The sequence below is a fragment of the Mesorhizobium sp. CNPSo 4670 genome (genome assembly GCF_057784235.1).
The window spans coordinates 1-14,158 of record NZ_JBWJFQ010000009.1 but is presented as its reverse complement, the minus strand read 5'-3'; the positions used below and the strand labels follow the sequence as shown (position 1 = coordinate 14,158).

15 protein-coding genes and 1 pseudogene are annotated in these 14,158 nt (G+C 64.1%); 11 read left to right on the top strand and 5 right to left on the bottom strand.

Annotated features, from left to right (window positions below; genetic code table 11):
- Positions 1–44: 44 nt before the first annotated feature.
- The 8 genes from AC0ZT5_RS16420 (at position 45) to rpsP (ending at position 7,309) form a co-directional block, all read left to right on the top strand.
- Positions 45–1,292: a flavin monoamine oxidase family protein gene (locus AC0ZT5_RS16420; RefSeq protein ID WP_488497280.1), complete on the top strand. Its 1,248-nt coding sequence runs from the start codon at positions 45–47 to the stop codon at positions 1,290–1,292.
- A 165-nt stretch (positions 1,293–1,457) separates the two neighbouring features.
- Positions 1,458–2,555: a zinc-binding metallopeptidase family protein gene (locus AC0ZT5_RS16415; RefSeq protein ID WP_488497279.1), complete on the top strand. Its 1,098-nt coding sequence runs from the start codon at positions 1,458–1,460 to the stop codon at positions 2,553–2,555.
- 63 nt (positions 2,556–2,618) lie between these two features.
- Complete coding sequence (locus AC0ZT5_RS16410; RefSeq protein ID WP_488497278.1) at positions 2,619–3,215, top strand: DUF1236 domain-containing protein; 597 nt, start codon at positions 2,619–2,621, stop codon at positions 3,213–3,215.
- A gap of 182 nt (positions 3,216–3,397) precedes the next feature.
- On the top strand, positions 3,398–3,583 hold the full coding sequence (locus AC0ZT5_RS16405) for a hypothetical protein (RefSeq protein ID WP_488497277.1): 186 nt from the start codon (positions 3,398–3,400) through the stop codon (positions 3,581–3,583).
- Between the two features lie 3 nt (positions 3,584–3,586).
- On the top strand, positions 3,587–4,348 hold the full coding sequence (locus AC0ZT5_RS16400; protein WP_488497276.1) for a CPBP family intramembrane glutamic endopeptidase: 762 nt from the start codon (positions 3,587–3,589) through the stop codon (positions 4,346–4,348).
- Between the two features lie 587 nt (positions 4,349–4,935).
- Positions 4,936–6,537 (top strand): signal recognition particle protein, encoded by a 1,602-nt coding sequence (gene ffh / locus AC0ZT5_RS16395; protein WP_488497275.1) that lies wholly within the window; start codon positions 4,936–4,938, stop codon positions 6,535–6,537.
- A 7-nt stretch (positions 6,538–6,544) separates the two neighbouring features.
- Complete coding sequence (locus tag AC0ZT5_RS16390) at positions 6,545–6,871, top strand: chorismate mutase (protein WP_056585656.1); 327 nt, start codon at positions 6,545–6,547, stop codon at positions 6,869–6,871.
- Positions 6,872–6,907: 36 nt separating this feature from the next.
- Positions 6,908–7,309: a 30S ribosomal protein S16 gene (gene rpsP / locus AC0ZT5_RS16385; RefSeq protein WP_184872646.1), complete on the top strand. Its 402-nt coding sequence runs from the start codon at positions 6,908–6,910 to the stop codon at positions 7,307–7,309.
- Between the two features lie 72 nt (positions 7,310–7,381).
- Here rpsP and AC0ZT5_RS16380 read toward each other — a convergent pair whose 3' ends face one another.
- From AC0ZT5_RS16380 to AC0ZT5_RS16370, 3 genes are all read right to left on the bottom strand, one after another.
- Positions 7,382–7,909, bottom strand: a complete 528-nt coding sequence (locus AC0ZT5_RS16380; protein WP_488497274.1) for an SRPBCC family protein — start codon at positions 7,907–7,909, stop codon at positions 7,382–7,384.
- Positions 7,910–7,925: 16 nt separating this feature from the next.
- Complete coding sequence (locus tag AC0ZT5_RS16375) at positions 7,926–8,336, bottom strand: DoxX family protein (RefSeq protein ID WP_488497273.1); 411 nt, start codon at positions 8,334–8,336, stop codon at positions 7,926–7,928.
- A 185-nt stretch (positions 8,337–8,521) separates the two neighbouring features.
- On the bottom strand, positions 8,522–9,427 hold the full coding sequence (locus tag AC0ZT5_RS16370; protein WP_488497272.1) for a bestrophin family protein: 906 nt from the start codon (positions 9,425–9,427) through the stop codon (positions 8,522–8,524).
- A gap of 180 nt (positions 9,428–9,607) precedes the next feature.
- Here AC0ZT5_RS16370 and AC0ZT5_RS16365 point away from each other — a divergent pair, with 180 nt between their 5' ends.
- The gene (locus tag AC0ZT5_RS16365) at positions 9,608–10,015 is read left to right on the top strand and encodes an ACT domain-containing protein (protein ID WP_488497271.1); all 408 of its coding nucleotides are present in this window, start codon (positions 9,608–9,610) and stop codon (positions 10,013–10,015) included.
- A 247-nt stretch (positions 10,016–10,262) separates the two neighbouring features.
- Here AC0ZT5_RS16365 and AC0ZT5_RS16360 read toward each other — a convergent pair whose 3' ends face one another.
- Together AC0ZT5_RS16360 and AC0ZT5_RS16355 are read right to left on the bottom strand one after the other, a co-directional pair.
- Complete coding sequence (locus AC0ZT5_RS16360) at positions 10,263–11,297, bottom strand: aspartate-semialdehyde dehydrogenase (protein ID WP_379025943.1); 1,035 nt, start codon at positions 11,295–11,297, stop codon at positions 10,263–10,265.
- Positions 11,298–11,403: 106 nt separating this feature from the next.
- Positions 11,404–11,550 carry a hypothetical protein gene (locus AC0ZT5_RS16355; protein WP_488497270.1) on the bottom strand — a complete coding sequence of 49 codons (147 nt, stop codon included), beginning with the start codon at positions 11,548–11,550 and terminating at the stop codon, positions 11,404–11,406.
- A gap of 209 nt (positions 11,551–11,759) precedes the next feature.
- On the opposite strand from AC0ZT5_RS16355, the gene AC0ZT5_RS16350 reads away from it, so the two are divergent.
- Both AC0ZT5_RS16350 and AC0ZT5_RS16345 read left to right on the top strand, forming a co-directional pair.
- Positions 11,760–13,637, top strand: a complete 1,878-nt coding sequence (locus tag AC0ZT5_RS16350; RefSeq protein WP_488497269.1) for a DEAD/DEAH box helicase — start codon at positions 11,760–11,762, stop codon at positions 13,635–13,637.
- A 340-nt stretch (positions 13,638–13,977) separates the two neighbouring features.
- Positions 13,978–14,158: pseudogene (locus AC0ZT5_RS16345) on the top strand (DUF805 domain-containing protein); the annotation flags it as partial.

Below are 14,158 nucleotides of genomic sequence, written 5' to 3'. Positions count from 1 at the left end.
TTTGCCTACGATCAAGTGAATATTGTGGCGGGGGCGAAATAGCCATGGAAGACGTTGATGTCGTGATCATCGGCGCCGGCGCGGCGGGTCTGGCCGCGGCCAGGACCTTGCAGGCAGCCGGCCTCTCCTTCAAGCTGCTCGAAGCGATGGGCCGCATCGGCGGCCGCGCCTGGACCAGCGACCAGCATTTCGGCATCCCCTTCGACATCGGCTGCGCCTGGCTGCACGCCGCCGACCGCAACCCCTATTTTCCAGAAGCCCAGGCGGCCGGCTGGACGCTGCATCACCACGATATGAATGTCGACCATCTCTATTATCGCAAGCGCAAGGCAAGCGAGTCCGAGGAGGCCGAGATGAAGGCGGCCGACGCGCGGCTGTTCGAATTGTTGGCCAAGCATGAGGTCAAGGAGGGCGACGACGACCGGCTTTCGGCGCTGCTCGCCAAGGGCCATGCGCCGCGCGCCGCGGCAACCTTCGCCGGGCCGATGGATTTCGGCGCCGACGAGGACGAGATTTCGATCCTCGACTTTCAGGCCGCCGCCGACCTCGACCCAAATTATTTCAGCAAGGAAGGCTTTGGCGCGCTGGTCGCGCGTTTCGGCGCCGACCTGCCGGTCGAATTGTCGACGCCGGTGCGCAGGATTCTCTGGGACGTGCCAGGCGTCGCCTGCGTCACCGATCGCGGCACCGTTCGTGCCAAAGCGGTCATCGTCACGGCCTCGCCGGCGGTGCTTGCCTTTGAGGAGATCGAATTCTCACCGGCACTTCCCGACGCGCATTTTGGCGCCTTTTTCGACCTGCCGATGGGCATGCTGACCAAATTGCCGGTCGAGATCCGGGGCACGAGGCTTGGCCTGCAGCCCTTCGACGACCTTTTGATCGAGCGCATGGCCCGGCACGACATCTATTTCCTGTGCTTCCCGTTCGACCTCGACCTGATGGTCGGTTTCGTCGGCGGCGACTTCGCCTGGGAGATGTCGGCAGCGGGCGAGGCGGCCGGCATCGACTTCGTCGTCGACCGGCTGTGCGGCATTTTCGGCAGCGACACCCGCAAGCACGTGGCGCGCGCCATGATGACCAATTGGGGCGGCGAGCGCTTCGTGCGCGGCGCCTATGCGGCGGCCCGCCCCGGCCGGTCGCTGGCCCGTGCGACGCTGATGCAGCCGGTGGCGGAAAAAATCTTCTTCGCCGGCGAGCACCTCGCCGGTCCGCTGATCCAGACCTGCGGCGGGGCGCGGCTGTCGGGCGAGGCGGTGGCAAGTCAGGTGGCGGCCCAGCTTGCGGCGAAATAGGGCATGATCCCGAACCGAAGGGCCGCGCCAGCGAAGCGGAATCCGGGTTTCGGGACGCTCATCGTCGAACAAACAGCCCGATCGATGTGGAACACCGACCGGCGGCTCGCGTTGGGCACGGGCCGCCTTGCACCTATATGCTGGCTCTGAAGGTTTGAGACCAACATGAAACTCTTCGACTGCCCGCATTGCGGCCACCGTCTCTATTTCGAGAACGCCCAGTGCCTGACCTGCTCGAGCCTCGTGCTCTACGATCCCGAGCATGCACGTTTTGCGCTGTCGGGTGTCGACGGCATCTTCCAGTGCACCAACGCCGATGAGTGCGCCTGCAACTGGATGGCCGAGCCGGGGCAGGCTTTTTGCCGCGCCTGCGTTCTGAACCAGCTGATCCCCGATCTGTCGGTCGACGGCAATCGCCGCCGCTGGATCCGCGTCGAGGCGGCGAAGAAGCGCGCCATCTATTCGCTGCTCGCCTTCGGACTGCCGGTCGCGCCCAAGCAGAACCCTGCCGACGAGGTCGGCCTTGCCTTCGACTTCCTCGCCGATCCGATCGGCGGCGGTCCTGGCGGCGAGCGCATCCTGACCGGGCACGACAATGGCCTGATCACGCTCAACGTCGCCGAGGCCGACTCGGCCGAGCGCGAAAGGCGGCGCATCGAGATGGGCGAGAACTATCGCACGCTGCTCGGCCATTTCCGCCACGAACTCGGCCATTATTACTGGGATCGCCTGATCCGCGACGATCCGCAAAGGCTGGAGGCTTTTCGCGCGCTGTTCGGCGACGAACGCGCCGATTACGAACAGGCGCTGAAGACCTATTATGCCAACGGCGCGCCACCCGACTGGCAGCAAAGTCACATCTCGGCCTATGCAACTTCGCATCCTTGGGAGGACTGGGCGGAAACCTGGGCTCACCATCTGCACATCACCGACACGCTGGAAATGGTCCATGCGCTGAACTTCCCGCTCGGCCGGCTGGAGACGGTGGAGGCCAACGACTTGCCGCAAGGCGACACCGGCGGTGGACTGCAGGCGGCGCCATCGGAGCCTGCCGCAGCACCTGAGCCTTTCGAAAGGATCCTCGCCCGCTGGCTGGTGCTGTCGGAAGCCTCCAATTCGATCAACCGCTGCATGGGCCTGCCCGACCTCTACCCCTTCGTCATTTCAGATGTCACGGCGCGGAAATTGGCCTTCGTTCACGAACTTCTGACCTATTTGCCAAAGGAAGCCGGAACAAATCGTGAGTTGGCGCAGGCGTTTTAGCGGGAAGGCATGCGCCGCTGCCCCGTTTTCGCTGGCAAGGGACCATGAAAACGGAGAGAAACCATGAGATCCGTATTGTTTCCCGCAGTCGCAGGAATGCTGACGATGATGTCGGGCGCCGCGTTTGCCGACACCGCCGTATCCGCCGTCACCGATCTCAACGTGCGCGCCGGCCCCGGTCCGCAATATCCGGTGATTGGCGTGCTCGCCGCCAGCCAGTCGGCGACGCTCAACGGCTGCATCGAAAACAGCAAATGGTGCACCATCGCGGAAGCCGGCGGCCAGGGCTGGGTCTATTCCGATTATGTGACGGCTGATTTCGGCGGCAGCCGGGTGGTGCTGACGCAGCGGCCGCACGGTTCCAGCGTCGCGATCGTCTCGCCGCCGGACGGCTACTCGACCGACTACACCGGAGCGATCATCGCCAGCGATCCGCTCAATGATGCCTTTCCCCCGCCTCCGACCGAGGTTAGAACCTATGTCGGCGCGCATCGCCTCGACCCCGTCTATCTCGATGGCGAGGTGGTGACCGGCGCGACCTTGCCCGACACCGTCGAGCTGCGCGAAATTCCGGACTACAACTATCGCTATGTCTATGTGAACGGCCAGCCGGCACTGGTCGATCCGTCGACACGCCGCATCATGTACGTGGTGCGTTGACGTTAGCGAGGTGACCGCTGCGAAGCGCAGCGGCGGTCGCCTCTCGCATGTCGCCACGTCGGATCGGTCCGCGCGAACCGTCGAAGTCGGCGCCGAGCGGACATGATTGCGCGCGAGACGGCGATCTCCTAGATCATGCGACCTGAAGCACTTGCCCCCGAGCACTTGCCCAAGGATTTCGCGTGATCGACCCTGCCGCCTTCGAACGCTACCGGCATTCGCCGAATGCCAGAACGACCTTGCCGCGCCTGTTCCTGGGAACGGCGATCGTCATCCTGCTTTGGGCCGCAACGACCGTGGCAGTGCTCTTAGGCGGCACCTATCTGTTCTTCACCTGGCAGGCATCGGCGGCTCTGTCAGCCGATTGAGCGATGCAGGACTTCCTCGCCTCGCCGATCGGCATCCTCACCGCGCTTGCGTCCTTTGCTGGCATCTGGATCGGCCTGTGGATCGCCATGCGCTGGGTTCATGGCGAGAAGCTGTCGGACCTGATTGGCAACAGCCGTCATGTGTCGCGGTCGGGCTTCCTCAAGGGGCTGATTGCCGTGCTGATCACCTCGTTTCTATCCGAAATCCTGCTTTATCTTCTGCAGCCCGAGATTGCGCGCGGCCCGATCAGCCTGTCGTCCTGGCTGCTGTTCCTGATCCCGATCGTCGCGCTCACCTTGCTGCAGACGTCTTCGGAAGAGGTGCTGTTTCGCGGCTATCTGCTGCGCGGTCTCGCCAGCCGGTTCAAGAGCCCGTTCATCTGGGCACTGCTGCCGGCCCTGCTGTTCACCTCGCTGCATTGGAGCAACAGCGCCTCGGCCGCCATCAACGCCTGCGTGCTGGCCTCGGTCGCCGCTTTCGCGCTGCTTTTGACGCTTGTGGTCTATGCCACCGGTAATCTCGGGGCTGCCTTCGGCGCCCATCTCGGCAACAATCTGAGCGGCTTCCTGCTGATCTCGCACCAGCAGAGTTACAATTCCTTCGCCTTGTTCAGCGCCAAGCCGCTCGAAGGGCCGGGCTGGATGGTGTCGGATGCAATCCTCATCGCCTTGATCGGCATCGCCTGCAGCCTGCTGACGGTTGCGTTGCTGCTGCATCCTCGCTCGCCGCTGAGGATTGCCGCCGAGCTCCCGGAGACGAGCTGACAGACGCCCTCGCACAGATGCCGGGAACGCGCGAGCGCTTGCAAAAAAGGAAGCTACTTCAATTTGATTGATCCTAGGCCCGTCACCAGCGAAACTATCCTGAGGATTTTGCACCTTGTCCTCATCGAAATTCGCGCGACCGATAACCTGGACAAGGCCCGTATGCTCGCGGACGCGTTTCATAATGCGCCGGGCATGATTGCATCCGGCCTCGACCCGCAAGATATCTGGGCAAGCGTCTTGTCCACTGCGCGAAGGCCGGAGATGGAGCCCTATGTCAATTCGCTGCTGAGCCATGTCCAATCGCGTCAAATCTTAAACTGAGACCCTACCGGCGCGACCCTTGTCTTGACTCTGCCGCCGATTTCCTGTCTACACGCCCCGAATTCCGCGACGAGTATCCCTCCGAGCAAGCCGACCAGGACGCCGAAGCCTCTTTGAGGTGAAGTGCTGTAAATCGATCCTGGAGGCCAACACCCGGCAGCGCTGAGCGCCCCCGGGTGCTTTTTGGTTTTGGCTTTTGCTTGGACACTTGGCGCGAACGCATTACCTCTCGGGTCGAATGAACCGAGATCGAAGGACGCAAGATGTTTGAATCGCTGCAAGAGCGCCTTGGCTCCATCCTGAACGGCCTGACCGGCCGCGGCGCGCTGTCGGAGGCTGATGTCTCGGCCGCGCTGCGCGAAGTGCGCCGTGCGTTGCTCGAAGCCGACGTGGCGCTGGAAGTGGTGCGCTCCTTTACCGACAAGGTGCGCGAGAAGGCCGTCGGCGCCGCCGTGGTCAAGTCGATCAAGCCCGGCCAAATGGTCGTCAAAATCGTCCATGACGAGCTGGTCGAGATGCTCGGCGCCGAGGGCGTCGCCATCGACCTCAATGCGCCGGCCCCGGTCGTCATCATGATGGTCGGCCTGCAGGGCTCCGGCAAGACGACCACGTCGGCCAAGATCGCCAAGCGCCTTTCCGAGCGCCAGCACAAGAAGGTTCTGATGGCCTCGCTCGACACGCGCCGCCCCGCCGCGCAGGAGCAGCTCCGCCAGCTCGGCGAGCAGGTCAAGGTGGCGACGCTGCCGATCATCGAGGGCCAGTCGCCGGTCGACATCGCCCGACGCGCCGTCCAGGCGGCCAAGCTCGGCGGCCATGACATCGTCATTCTCGACACCGCAGGCCGGACCCATATCGACGAGCCGCTGATGGTCGAGATGGCCGACATCAAGAAGGTGTCGAACCCGCACGAAATCCTGCTGGTCGCCGACTCGCTGACCGGCCAGGACGCCGTCAACCTGGCCAAGAGCTTCGACGAGCGCGTCGGCATCACCGGCCTGGTGCTGACCCGCATGGACGGCGACGGCCGTGGCGGTGCCGCCCTTTCCATGCGTGCCGTCACCGGCAAGCCGATCAAGCTGATTGGCACCGGCGAAAAGATGGACGGGCTGGAGGAATTCCACCCCAAGCGCATCGCCGACCGCATCCTCGGCATGGGCGACATTGTCTCGCTTGTCGAAAAAGCAGCCGAGAACATCGACGCCGAGCAGGCGGCGGCGATGGCCAAGAAGATGCAGTCGGGCAAGTTCGACCTGAACGACCTTGCCGGCCAGCTTCAGCAGATGTCGAAGATGGGCGGCATGGGCGGCATCATGGGCATGATGCCCGGCATGGGCAAGATGAAGGACCAGATGGCCGCCGCCGGTCTCGACGACAAGATGTTCGGCCGCCAGCTCGCCATCATCTCGTCGATGACCAAGGCCGAGCGCGCCAACCCCGATATTCTCAAGCACTCGCGCAAGAAGCGCATCGCCGCCGGTTCCGGCACCGACGCTGCAGAGATCAACAAGCTCCTAAAGATGCATCGCGGCATGGCCGACATGATGAAGGCGATGGGCGGCAAGGGCAAAGGCGGCGGCCTGATGCGCGGCATGATGGGCGGCCTTGCCTCCAAGATGGGCCTCGGCGGCATGATGCCGGGTATGGGCGGCATGGGCGGCGGCATGCCCGACCTGTCGAAGATGGATCCCAAGCAGCTCGAAGCCTTGCAGAAGCAGGCGCAGGCCGCCGGCCTTGGCGGCATGAAGGGCCTGCCCGGCGGTCTTCCCGGCGGCGGTGGCCTGCCTGGTCTGCCCGGCGGCATGAAGCTTCCGGGGCTTCCCGGCATGGGCCGCGGCGGACTGCCCGGCCTTGGCAAGAAGAAGTGAGGACGCGATGAACGAAGAAAAGGACATGGCCGACGCACGCACCATCCTGGCCGACTATCGCGCCTCGATCGATAACATCGATGCCGCACTCATCCACATGCTGGCCGAGCGCTTCCGCTGCACCAAGGCGGTCGGCGTGCTGAAGGCGACGCATGGCTTGCCGCCGGCCGACCCGGCACGCGAGCAACAGCAGATCGCCCGCCTTCGCCAGCTGGCGAAGGACGCGCATCTCGACCCGGATTTCGCGGAAAAATTCCTCAACTTCGTCGTCCGCGAAGTGATCCGCCACCACGAACAGATCGCCGCTTCCAACGGTGTGACCAAAACCAACTGAAACCCAACGAAATCAGAATTTTTTAGGAGAAAAGAAATGCCCTTGAAGATCCGACTGGCCCGCGCGGGCTCGAAGAAGCGTCCTTACTACCATGTCGTCGTCGCCGACGCCCGTTCGCCGCGCGACGGCCGTTTCATCGAGTCGCTTGGCTCGTGGAACCCGCTGCTGCCCAAGGACGGCGAGCGCGTCAAGGTCGACGCCGACCGCGTCAAGCACTGGCTGTCGCACGGCGCCCAGCCGACCGACCGCGTGCTGCGCTTCCTCGACGAGGCCGGCATTGCCAAGCGCGACGCTCGCTCCAACCCGAAGAAGGCCGAGCCGGGCAAGAAGGCGCAGGAACGGGCTGCTCTGCTGAAGAAGGCGCAGGAAGACGCCGCTGCTGCTGTCGCGGCCGCTGCTGCCGCACCAGCCGAGGCGGAAGCCGCCACCGCCGAGTAATATTGCCGTATCGCATTTACGAAAACGGCGGGCCTGTGCCCGCCGTTTTTGTTTGAACGCTGCCGCCCAGGTCTATTTTTCGCCAAGGCGCTTCAGATTGGCGAGGCCAGCCTCGAAATCCTTGCCGATCAGCGTGTCGAAGTTCATGAACAGGCCCATCAGCTTGGCGATGAAGGGCCGGCTGCCACGCATCGCCCAGCTGACGGTGGTGTTGTCGCCGGACGGCGCCAGGGTGAAATCGACGCTGTTGCTGGCCCTGAACGGCTTCTCGAAATCGAGCTTGAGCGACACCAGCGAGGACGGCACCGAATTCGTGATCTCCATGCGTCCCTTGCCGGCCTTGGCATTGCCTTCCCAGGCATAGGCCGCGCCCTTGCCACTTGTCGGGCCGGAGAGCGTGCGCTTCATCTGCGGGTCGAGTTTTTCGTAAGGCGACCATGTCGGCCAGCGGCTGAAATCGTTGATCAGCGGAAAGATCGCTTCCGGCGGGGCCTTGATGTTGGCCGTGCGGGTGGTGACGAAATCGTTCGGCCGTGTTGCCGCATAGATGAGCACGGCGGCGATGATGATGAGCAGGATAATGAGGATGGTGCTGAACATTTTTTTCTCCTTGGTGCTATCGGCTGAACGGGATCAGTGCGCGCACCCGGGGGTCGCGCAGGTACAGGCCACCCCACAGGATGACGCCGAGATAGACGCCGAACAGCGTGTGCGAGAACAGCGGGTTGTCGACACGCACATTGGTGGCGATAGCGCCGCCCATATAGGCGGTGAGCAGGATGGCGCCGAGCACCGAGGTGCGCGGCAGCGCGTAGAGCGCGGTCGAGATCAAGCCGATGACGCCGAGCATGCGTGCGACATTGACGTCTGCCGGCCAGCCGAGCGGCACCATCGTCTGCGTGACGATGTCGAGCGGCGGCAGTTTGATGACACCGTCGAAGATCATGAACAGCACGATGACGCCGCTGAGGGCGCGCCCGGTCCACAGGGCGCCCGCCGAGACAGGCGCGGTTTCGGAAATGCTCATGGTGTTCCCTCCTGATGTTTCGAGCCCTTTTCACTGGGGTCGAAACAAGGACGCGGCATGAGGCCTCGATCCGACAGGGGGCAAATTCTTTTTGGCGCGGTGACGGCAAAGCCGTTCTGGCGCGATCCTTCGCCAGCGTTCGCGTTTCCACATCGCGGCGGCCGACAGAACCCTGTGTCGAGCACCTACGAAAAATAAAACTTCTCGGCCGGCAGCATTTTCGGCGGCGTTTCGCCCAGCGCCTCGAACACCGAGATTTCGCAGACGCGGCAGAGGCCGTCGAGGGCGAGGTCGTTGGCCTCGGTGCCGAACGGATCCTCGAGTTCTTCCGAGAGCGCGTCGAGGCCGAAGAAGGTGTAGGCGATCAGCGCCGTGAACAGCGGCGTTGCCCAGCCGGTGGTCGAGATCAAGCCGATGGGTAGAAGCAGGCAGACGATGTAGGCCGTGCGATGCACCAATAGCGTATAGGCGAAGGGCAAGGGCGTGCCGGCGATGCGTTCGCAGCCCGCCTGAATGGCAGTGATCGATGCCAGCCTTTCATCGAGGATGCGGAATCCGATCGGATCGACTTCGCGTGCCCGGCGCTGCGCGTTGGCGCGCCGGCCCATGCGCCTGACCATCTCGTCCGCAGGGTTGGCGAAATTCGCAGCCGTGTCGGCCTCGGCAGCAATGAAGGCACGGGCGTCTTTCATACTGTCGATCTTGCGCAATTGCCCGCGCAGGAAATGACAGAAGGCGAGCGCCTCCATCAGCAGGGCGCGCTGTTCGGCCGGATCGGCGATGAGGCTGGTGGTGGCGCGCGCCAGATTGCGGATTTCGAAGACCAGCGTGCCCCACAGCTTGCGCGCCTCCCACCAGCGGTCGTAGGCGGCGTTGTTGCGGAACGACAGATAGATCGACAGCGTGACGCCAACCAACCCGAAAGGCGTGATGTTGAAGACGCTGAAATCGAGATGGAACTGGCGCGCCACGGCAAGGATGACCGCGGAATAAACCGCAAAACCCAGGATCTGCGGCAGGATGCGTGGCACCACCGAACCGCGCATGACGAAGAACAGCTGCAGGAAGGTGGGGCGCGGGCGAACGATCATCGAAGGACCTTTTCACGGACCGGCTTCGGCCCTCAGTTCCTCTATTGTGCGAGGCAACAGGCCGGCAAGCTCAGCCGTCAACGACATCGCCATGTCGCGCGTGCAGTCTGCGGACTATCGGCATCCCTCAGCGGCAGATATTGAGTAGCCTGCGCCCCGCATCAGTCGAGAGAGGAAAAAATGGCCGGCGTGACCGATCTGAAGACCCTGCTGGCATCGATGACGCCGGAGCTGCTTGCCGGCACCTACGTCTTCGCCACGCTGGCGCCTGGCGTTGCTCAGCCGGAGGGCCTCGAACCGGTGATGATCTTTCGCGAGCGCGAGGGCGTGACGCTGATCGTACCTGAGGGCGCGGCAAGCGCTGCGGGGCTGACAGCTTCCTTCCGCTGCCGAATGGTAACGCTCAACATCCATTCGTCGCTGGAAGCCGTCGGCTTCCTCGCCGCCATCACCACGCGGCTGGCCGCCGCCGGCATGGGCGTCAATCCGGTCTCGGCTTTCTACCACGACCATCTGTTCGTCCCCGCCAACCGGGCGGACGAGGCACTGGATTTGCTGCGCCAGCTGGCTAAGGACAGCGCCGGCTGAATCAACGCCTGCGGACAAAGAGGATGTCTGGCAGGCCTTCCTCGTTGTTGGTGCCGAGTGTTAGTCATGAAGGGAACGCCAACGTCTCACTCGTCTCGGCGCTACGCGCCGATCCACCTTCTCCCACAAGGGGAGAAGGAAGAAGCGCCCCGGCCAAAGGCCGAGCCCGCGACCGCGGGCCGCCGGCTTTCCGGCGCCCCCGCGGAGGGCCAGCCGCGTCAGCGGCGGTGCGGCCGGTGAGCGAGAATCAAGCCGCCTTCTTCTTCGGCTGGATCAGGCCGCGCTCGACGAGCAGCTCGGCGATCTGCACCGCGTTGAGTGCCGCGCCCTTGCGCAGATTGTCGGAGACGATCCACATCGACAGGCCGTTGTCGATGGTTGAATCCTCGCGGATGCGCGAGATGAAGGTGGCGTCCTCGCCGGCCGATTCCAGCGGCGTGATGTAGCCGCCGTCCTCGCGCTTGTCCAAGACCTGGCAGCCCGGCGCCTCGCGCAGGATATCGCGCGCCTCGTCAGCGGTGATCGGCTTCTCGAACTCGATGTTGACCGCTTCCGAATGGCCGATGAACACCGGCACGCGCACGCAGGTCGCCGTCAGCTTGATCTTGGGGTCGAGCATCTTCTTGGTCTCGGCGACCATCTTCCACTCTTCCTTGGTGAAGCCGTCGTCGAGGAAGACGTCGATATGCGGAATGACGTTGAAGGCGATGCGCTTGGTGAACTTCTTGACGTCGACCTGGTCGGCGACGAACACGGCGCGGGTCTGCGTGAACAGCTCGTCCATGCCTTCCTTGCCGGCGCCCGACACCGACTGGTAGGTGGCGACGACGACGCGCTTGATGGTGGCGAAATCATGCAGCGGCTTCAGCGCCACCACCAGCTGCGCCGTCGAGCAGTTCGGGTTGGCGATGATGTTCTTGCGCGTGAACAGCGAGATCGCGTCCGGGTTTACTTCCGGGACGATCAGCGGCACGTCCTGGTCATAGCGGAAGGCTGACGAATTATCGATGACGACGCAGCCCTGCTTGCCGATCTTCGGCGACCATTCCTTGGAGACGTTGCCGCCGGCCGACATGATGCAGATGTCGGTGTCGGAAAAATCATACTGGTCGAGCGCCCTGACCTTCAGCGTGCGGTCGCCGAACGACACTTCGGTGCCCTGGCTGCGCCGCGAGGCCAGCGCCACAACTTCGCTCACTGGAAAGCCGCGCTCTTCCAGTATGTTGAGCATTTCCCGGCCCACATTGCCCGTGGCGCCGACGATCGCAACCTTGAAACTCATAAAGATCTCCTGTCCCTCTCCGCTCGGTTTTTGGAGAAAACCCGCCGGCCGAAGCGGGTTCCGTCCCCCGGGCCGGACCCGGGAGAGGGTGGTTAGGCCAAGGGAATCACACCGTTTTGGTGGTGGTTTTGCCAGTTTTGGCCAAGAACACGGTTTTGCTGGAACGAGAAGACACGACAACGCGCCCGGCCCAATGATGTGCATTGTGGCCAGGGAAATCGAATGCAAGAACCGCCATCAAAAGGCCGCGCATCGAAACTGTCCTGTTCGGTGCCGGCTTTTACGCGGTTTGCGTCAAGAGTCAATTGCCGAGCGACGGGCGCTTTCCCACGTGCCCTGTACAATGGCGGCTGCGCGAAGTACGAACGGCAGGATCGTTCGGCTCGTGGCGCTGTCAGATGGCGTTCGCCGACGGATGACCCATTGACGGGCATAAAAGAATCCGAATTCCGAAAGAGTGAGATGTCCAACTTCGAAGCTATTGTCCCAGCGCTTGCCAGGGCGCTGGAAAAGCGCGGCTATTCCGAACTGACGCCGGTGCAAAAGGCGGTCCTGGCGCCCGAACTGGGGCAGGCCGATGCGCTGGTGTCGGCGCAGACCGGCTCCGGCAAGACCGTGGCCTTCGGCCTCGCCTTGGCGCCGACCCTGCTGGGCGACGCGGAGCGCTTTGCCCAGGCCGCGGCGCCGCTGGCGCTGGCGGTGGCGCCGACACGCGAGCTGGCCTTGCAGGTGACGCGCGAGCTGGAATGGCTCTACGAGCTCACCGGCGCCACGGTGGCGTCCTGCGTCGGCGGAATGGACATGCGCACCGAGCGGCGCGCGCTGGAGCGCGGCGCCCACATCGTTGTCGGCACGCCCGGCCGCCTTCGCGACCACATCACGCGGCACTCGCTCGACATGTCGGCGCTCAAGGCCGTGGTGCTGGACGAAGCCGACGAGATGCTCGATCTCGGCTTTCGCGAGGACCTCGAATTCATCCTCGACGCCGCACCGGCCGAACGCCGGACGCTGATGTTCTCGGCCACCGTGCCGCGCTCCATCGCCACGCTCGCCCAGGGCTACCAGCGCGATGCCGTGCGCATCTCGGCCGCCGGCGAGGAAAAGCAGCATCTGGACATCGAATACAGGGCGCTGAGCGTTGCCCAGGCCGACCGCGAGAACGCCATCATCAACGTGCTGCGCTTTTATGAGGCCAAGAACGCGCTGGTGTTCTGCAACACCCGCGCCGCCGTGAACCATCTCACCGCACGCTTCAACAACCGGAACTTCTCCGTCGTCGCACTCTCAGGCGAACTCAGCCAGAACGAGCGCAGCCATGCGCTGCAGGCGATGCGCGACGGCCGCGCCAAGGTCTGCATCGCCACCGACGTCGCGGCGCGCGGCATCGACCTGCCCAATCTCGAGCTGGTGATCCACGCCGACCTGCCGACCAACCCGGAGACGCTGCTGCACCGCAGCGGCCGGACCGGACGTGCCGGCCGCAAGGGCGTCAGCGCGCTGATCGTGCCCAACAGCGCCCGCAAGCGCACCGAACGGCTTTTGCAGAACGCCGGCCTCAAGGCGACATGGGCCAGCCCGCCCTCGGCCGACGACGTGCTGCGCCGTGACGATGAGCGTATCCTTGCCGACCCCGCCTTCAGCGAGGCTGTGAAGGATGAGGAACGCGGCTTCATCGGCGAGCTTCTCGAAAAGCATGGTGCCGAACAGGTGGCCGCCGCCTTCGTGCGCCTGTGCCGTTCGAGCCGCTCGGCGCCGGAGGATCTCCTGGAAATCGCGCCATTCACGCCGTCGCGTGAAAGACTTGCGGGCGAAAACTTCGCACGCCGCGATGAAGCGCCCAGCCGCCGCGACGATCTCGGCGCCAGCGTCTGGTTCTCGCTGTCGATCGGCCGCCGGCAGAATGCCGAACCGCGCTGGCTGATCCCGATGCTTTGCCGCGCCGGCAGCATCAGCAAGCGCGAGATCGGCGCCATCAAGATGCAGCCGGAAGAGACCTTCGTGCAGATCGCGGCCGACTGGGCCGACCGCTTCCTGGCAGCGATCGGTCCCGATCGCAAATTGCAGAACAACATCGTGGTGAAGCGGCTGGACGCCACGCCCGATCTGTCGCGGGCCGGCTATCAGCCGCCAGGCCCCGACAAGAAACCGCATCGCGGCAAGGCGCCTTTCGACCCTAACGCGCCGAAGCGCAAATTCGAGAAGCGTGCACCGGCACCGGCATCGGCTGATCAGCGCCCCGCCGCATTCGAGGCAAAGCCGTGGGCCAAAAAGCCGGGCAAGCCGAAGTTCGAAAACACCGGCGCGCCGAAACACAAGAAGGCGAAGAAACGGCCAGCCTAGTGAGCCGTGCCACGACGGCGAGGAAGATGCGGCGGCGCAGAAAAGAAACTTGGCCTGTAGCGATCCTTCCCACCCCCCTCTGTCCTGCCGGACATCTCCCCCGCAAGGGGGGAGATCAGCGGTTTGCTCCGACGGCACTTTTTCTTCGACGTTGAAGATTGGCTCAAGCAGTCGCGACATCCAATCTCCCTCCTTGCGGGGGAGATGGCCGGCAGGCCAGAGGGGGGGGGTGCTGTCCCGCCATCCTCCCGCAAGGTTCCTCCCATTTTCGTGCACGCCCCTTGCGATCTACTGGAACTTTGAACAGTCTGGGTCGGGCGCGAATGACAGGGGGCAGGATATGCGCGGCGAAGTGCTTCACTATGACGAGGAGCAGGGCTTCGGCTTCATCACCGGAGCCGACGGCAACCGCTACACCTTCACCCGCGAGAACCTGCGCCGGCAAACCGCCATATCCAAAGGCACGGCCGTCGAGTTCCAGCCGGGCGGCGGGCAGGCGCGCGACGTCTTTTCGATCGCCG

What these genes read in the sequence shown, in the direction of transcription:
- AC0ZT5_RS16420 (WP_488497280.1), top strand. Translation starts at nt 45, where the DNA reads ATGGAAGACGTTGATGTCGTGATCATCGGCGCCGGCGCGGCGGGTCTG.
- AC0ZT5_RS16415 (WP_488497279.1), top strand. Translation starts at nt 1,458, where the DNA reads ATGAAACTCTTCGACTGCCCGCATTGCGGCCACCGTCTCTATTTCGAG.
- AC0ZT5_RS16410 (WP_488497278.1), top strand. Translation starts at nt 2,619, where the DNA reads ATGAGATCCGTATTGTTTCCCGCAGTCGCAGGAATGCTGACGATGATG.
- AC0ZT5_RS16400 (WP_488497276.1), top strand. Translation starts at nt 3,587, where the DNA reads ATGCAGGACTTCCTCGCCTCGCCGATCGGCATCCTCACCGCGCTTGCG.
- ffh (WP_488497275.1), top strand. Translation starts at nt 4,936, where the DNA reads ATGTTTGAATCGCTGCAAGAGCGCCTTGGCTCCATCCTGAACGGCCTG.
- AC0ZT5_RS16390 (WP_056585656.1), top strand. Translation starts at nt 6,545, where the DNA reads ATGAACGAAGAAAAGGACATGGCCGACGCACGCACCATCCTGGCCGAC.
- rpsP (WP_184872646.1), top strand. Translation starts at nt 6,908, where the DNA reads ATGCCCTTGAAGATCCGACTGGCCCGCGCGGGCTCGAAGAAGCGTCCT.
- AC0ZT5_RS16380 (WP_488497274.1), bottom strand. Translation starts at nt 7,909, where the DNA reads ATGTTCAGCACCATCCTCATTATCCTGCTCATCATCATCGCCGCCGTG.
- AC0ZT5_RS16375 (WP_488497273.1), bottom strand. Translation starts at nt 8,336, where the DNA reads ATGAGCATTTCCGAAACCGCGCCTGTCTCGGCGGGCGCCCTGTGGACC.
- AC0ZT5_RS16370 (WP_488497272.1), bottom strand. Translation starts at nt 9,427, where the DNA reads ATGATCGTTCGCCCGCGCCCCACCTTCCTGCAGCTGTTCTTCGTCATG.
- AC0ZT5_RS16365 (WP_488497271.1), top strand. Translation starts at nt 9,608, where the DNA reads ATGGCCGGCGTGACCGATCTGAAGACCCTGCTGGCATCGATGACGCCG.
- AC0ZT5_RS16360 (WP_379025943.1), bottom strand. Translation starts at nt 11,297, where the DNA reads ATGAGTTTCAAGGTTGCGATCGTCGGCGCCACGGGCAATGTGGGCCGG.
- AC0ZT5_RS16355 (WP_488497270.1), bottom strand. Translation starts at nt 11,550, where the DNA reads ATGCGCGGCCTTTTGATGGCGGTTCTTGCATTCGATTTCCCTGGCCAC.
- AC0ZT5_RS16350 (WP_488497269.1), top strand. Translation starts at nt 11,760, where the DNA reads ATGTCCAACTTCGAAGCTATTGTCCCAGCGCTTGCCAGGGCGCTGGAA.